Origin of the sequence: Methylobacterium sp. WL116 (genome assembly GCF_008039455.1) — a bacterium.
In the GTDB taxonomy this organism is placed as follows: domain Bacteria; phylum Pseudomonadota; class Alphaproteobacteria; order Rhizobiales; family Beijerinckiaceae; genus Methylobacterium.
On the sequence record NZ_VRUV01000451.1, the window covers coordinates 1 to 3,724 of the forward strand.

General features: G+C 72.5%; 4 protein-coding genes. 2 read left to right on the forward strand and 2 right to left on the reverse strand.

Features of this window, described 5'->3' with window-relative positions; genetic code table 11:
- Together FV223_RS22515 and FV223_RS22520 are read left to right on the forward strand one after the other, a co-directional pair.
- Positions 1–850, forward strand: an 850-nt coding sequence (locus tag FV223_RS22515; protein WP_147729079.1) for an ATP-binding cassette domain-containing protein, incomplete at its 5' end; no start/stop codon positions are given.
- Between the two features lie 65 nt (positions 851–915).
- Positions 916–1,941, forward strand: a complete 1,026-nt coding sequence (locus tag FV223_RS22520; RefSeq protein WP_147729080.1) for a D-cysteine desulfhydrase family protein — start codon at positions 916–918, stop codon at positions 1,939–1,941.
- Positions 1,942–2,048: 107 nt separating this feature from the next.
- Here the strand turns inward: FV223_RS22520 and FV223_RS22525 are convergent, their stop codons facing one another.
- Positions 2,049–3,062 carry a peptidoglycan -binding protein gene (locus tag FV223_RS22525; RefSeq protein ID WP_147729081.1) on the reverse strand — a complete coding sequence of 338 codons (1,014 nt, stop codon included), beginning with the start codon at positions 3,060–3,062 and terminating at the stop codon, positions 2,049–2,051.
- Positions 3,062–3,724: MotA/TolQ/ExbB proton channel family protein (locus FV223_RS22530; protein WP_147729082.1), on the reverse strand; the 663-nt coding region annotated here is incomplete at its 5' end. The genes FV223_RS22525 and FV223_RS22530, both read right to left, overlap by 1 nt.

Sequence of the window (3,724 nt, forward strand, 5' to 3'; positions counted from 1 at the left end):
GCCCGCGATCAAGCCGCCGGCCGATCCGGTGCCGATGCCGGTGCCGGCCCGCGGCGCCGTCGCGTTCGAGGCGGTGCGCTTCGCCTACCCGACCCGCGACATGACGGCCGCCCTCGACGGCATCGCCTTCACCGCGGCGCCCGGCGAGCGCATCGCCATCGTCGGCCCCTCGGGCGCCGGCAAGAGCACGGTGCTGCAGCTGCTGCTGCGCTTCTACGATCCGCAATCGGGCCGGGTGCTCGTCGACGGGGTCGACGTCGCGCGCGTCGACCCGGAGGCCCTGCGCGCCCGCATGTCGCTGGTGCCGCAGGACCCGACCGTGTTCTCGGGCTCGGTCGCCGAGAACATCCGCTACGGCCGGCCGCAGGCGAGCGACGCGGAGGTGCAGCGCGCGGCCGAGCTTGCCCATGCCGACGGCTTCATCCGCGCCCTGCCCCAGGGCTACGCCACGCCGGTGGGCGAGCGCGGCGTCACCCTGTCCGGCGGCCAGCGCCAGCGCGTCGCCATCGCCCGCGCGATCCTGAAGGACGCGCCGATCCTGCTCCTCGACGAGGCGACCTCGGCGCTCGATGCCGAGAGTGAGCGCGCGGTGCAGTCGGCGCTCGACGGGCTGATGCGCGGGCGCACGACCCTGGTCATCGCCCATCGCCTCGCTACCATCCGCGCCGCCGACCGCATCCTCGTCCTCGACGACGGCCGCATCGTCGAGGAAGGCACCCACGAGAGCCTGCTGGCACAGGGCGCGCTTTACGCGCAGCTCGCCGCCCTGCAGTTCACCGATGCCCTCGACGAGACCGCGCGGGGCAAGGAGCCGCGCCTGCGCGGGGTGAGCGTCTCCGCCGCGGAGTAGCGTCGCGATCGTGCAATCGGAGGTTGCCGGTTCAACCCGGCCGCGCGACGCGGTAGACCCGTGGCATGAGCCGTCTCGACCTTGCCCGCTTCCCCCGTCTCGCGCTCCTCGAGCGTCCGACGCCGATCCAGCCGCTCGACCGGTTCTCGGCGGCCCTGGGCCCGGCGCTAAACGGGGTCCGCCTGTTCGTGAAGCGCGACGACCTCGCGCCGATCGGCGGGGGCGGCAACAAGCTCAGGAAGCTCGAGTTCCTGCTCGGGGCGGCCCGCGCCGAGAACGCCGATACCGTGATCACGGTCGGCGCGCTGCAATCGAACCATGCGCGCCTCACCGCCGCTGCCGCCGCGCGCGAGAACTTCGCTTGCGAACTCTTCCTGAGCCGGAGCGTGCCGCGCACCGACCCGGACTACGTCGGCAACGGCAACCGCTTCCTCGACGACCTGTTCGGCGCCCGCGTCCACGAATTGCCGGCCGACGCCGACTCGCTCGCCGCCGCCGAGGTCCGCGCGAACACGCTGCGGGCCGAGGGGCGGCGGGTCTACGTGTTCCCGTCCGGCGGTTCGAGCGCGGTGGGCAGCCTCGGCTACGCCGCCTGCGCCGAGGAGATCGCCGGGCAGGCCGCGGCGATGGGCGTGACCTTCGCCCACATCCTCACCGCCAACGGCAGCGCCGGCACCCATGCCGGCCTCGCCGCCGGGCTATTCGCGATGGGTCGCGATCCGAGGCTCGCGAAGTCCTACGCGGTGCTCGCGGCGCAAGACCATGCCGAGGCCGAGACGCTGGCCAAGGCCAACGCGACCCTGGGGCTGCTGAAGCCCGGCGCGGCGCTGTCCGCTTCCGACATCGTGATCGACGGAAGCCATCGCGGCCCGGGCTACGGCATCCCGACCGATGCGATGCGGGAGGCCGTGCGCCTGATGGCCCGCAGCGAAGGCGTGCTGCTCGATCCGGTCTACAGCGGCAAGGCCTTCGCCGGCCTGCTGCACGACGTCCGCGCCGGCCGCTACCGGCCGGGCGAGGCGGTGCTGTTTCTGATGACCGGCGGGGTGCCGGGGCTGTTCGCGTATCGAAGCGCGTTCGCCGAAGCGTAAGCCCCTGGAGCATTTCCCCTGATCCCCGGGTCATGGAAAATGCTCTATCGTGTCGTGGGATCACATTAACTTCCCGCGAGCCGGGATCCACCTCGCTCGACAATGCTCTAGCGCTCGGTCAGCTTCAGCTCGATCCGGCGGTTCTTCGCGTAGGCCTCGTCGGTGGTGCCGGCGTCGAGCGGCTGGAACTCGCCGAAGGCGCCGGCGAGCAGCCGCTGCGGCGGCAGGCCCTTGCTCGCGAGGTACTGTACGACGGCGATGGCGCGCGCCGCCGAGAGCGACCAGTTCGACGGGAACTGCGCGCTGGCGATCGGGCGCGAATCGGTATGGCCGTCGACCCGCAGCACCCAGGGCAGGTCCGCCGGGATCTGCTTGGCGAGGTCGAGGATCGCCCCCGCGATCCGGTCGAGCTCCGGGCCGGCCTCGGCCTTCAGCGAGGCGGAGCCTGCCGGGAACAGCACCTCGGATTGCAGCACGAAGCGGTCGCCGACGACGCGGATGTCGGTGCGATTGCCGAGGATCTGCCGCAGCCGGCCGAAGAAGTCGGAGCGGTATCGGGCAAGCTCCTGCACCTTCTGCGCAAGCGCGACGTTGAGGCGGCTGCCGAGGTCGGCGATGCGGGCCTGGCTCTCGCGGTCGCGGCTCTCGGAAGCCGCGAGCGCATCCTCAAGCGCCGCGAGCTGGCGCCGCATCGCGCCGATCTGGTCGTTGAGCATGTCGATCTGCGACTGCGCCCGGCCGGCCGCGCCGCGCTCGGCCTGGAGCTGCCTGTCGAGGTCGCTTGCCTGGCCCTTGCTTGAGGCCGTCGCCGCGGCCTCGGCGCGGGCCCGGTCGCGCTCGGCCTCGGTCGCGAGCAGGGTGTTGCGGAGCGCCTGCGCCGTCTCCTCCTGCCCGCGCCGGTTCGAGCGCTCGAGCGCCAGCAGGTCGGTGAGGTCGACGATCTGGCGGTTGAGCTTGGCCAGCACCGTGTCGCGCCCGGTCAGCTCCTGCGACAGGAAGAACTGGCCGACGACGAAGATCGTCAGCAGGAACACCACCGACAGGAGCAGCGTCGCCAGCGCGTCGACGTAGCCCGGCCAGACGTTGACGCCGCGGTCGCGGCGGACGAGGCGGGAGGCCATCAGACCCGCTCGCGGCCGAGCCGGTCGAGCACCTGCTTCATCTCGCGCTCGCGGCCGGCTTGGGCCTCGACCCAGTCGCGGATCATCTGCTGCTCGGCGCGCATGTGCTGGACGAGCCCCTGGATGCCCTCGGCGAGGTTGGTCATCGCCAGCGTCGCCGCCCGCCCGTTGGCGCCTTCCGACACGACGGTGGTCAGGCGGTCGACGGCTTCCTGCAGCGCCTCGACCGCGACCGGCTCCTGCCGCGCCTGAACCGGCGCGGGCGCGGCCGCCTCCTCGCCCGAGACCAGCCAGTCCTCCAGCTCGTTGTGGAAGCGGGCATGGGCCTGGCTCGCCTGCAGGTCGAGGAAGCCGGTGATGAGCGAGCTCGCCAAGCCGAACAGCGACGCCGAGAACGCCAGGCCGATGCCGCCGAGCGGCACGGCCAGCCCGTTCTTCAGCTCGTCGAACATCACGCTGGCCTCGCCGCCGCCGCGCATCGACTTGATCACCGAGCCGACCGCCGAGAGCGTGTCGATGAGGCCCCAGAACGTGCCGAGCAGGCCGAGCAGGATCAGGATGCCGGCGATGTAGCGCAGGGTGTCGCGGCCCTCGTCGAGGCGCGCGGCGACGGTGTCGAGGAAGGCCCGCACCCCCGGCAGCGTCGCGCCGTCGCGCCGGGC

Bases quoted from the DNA above. Each gene is read 5' to 3' on its own strand.
- FV223_RS22520 (WP_147729080.1), top strand. From the start codon at position 916: ATGAGCCGTCTCGACCTTGCCCGCTTCCCCCGTCTCGCGCTCCTCGAG.
- FV223_RS22525 (WP_147729081.1), bottom strand. From the start codon at position 3,062: ATGGCCTCCCGCCTCGTCCGCCGCGACCGCGGCGTCAACGTCTGGCCG.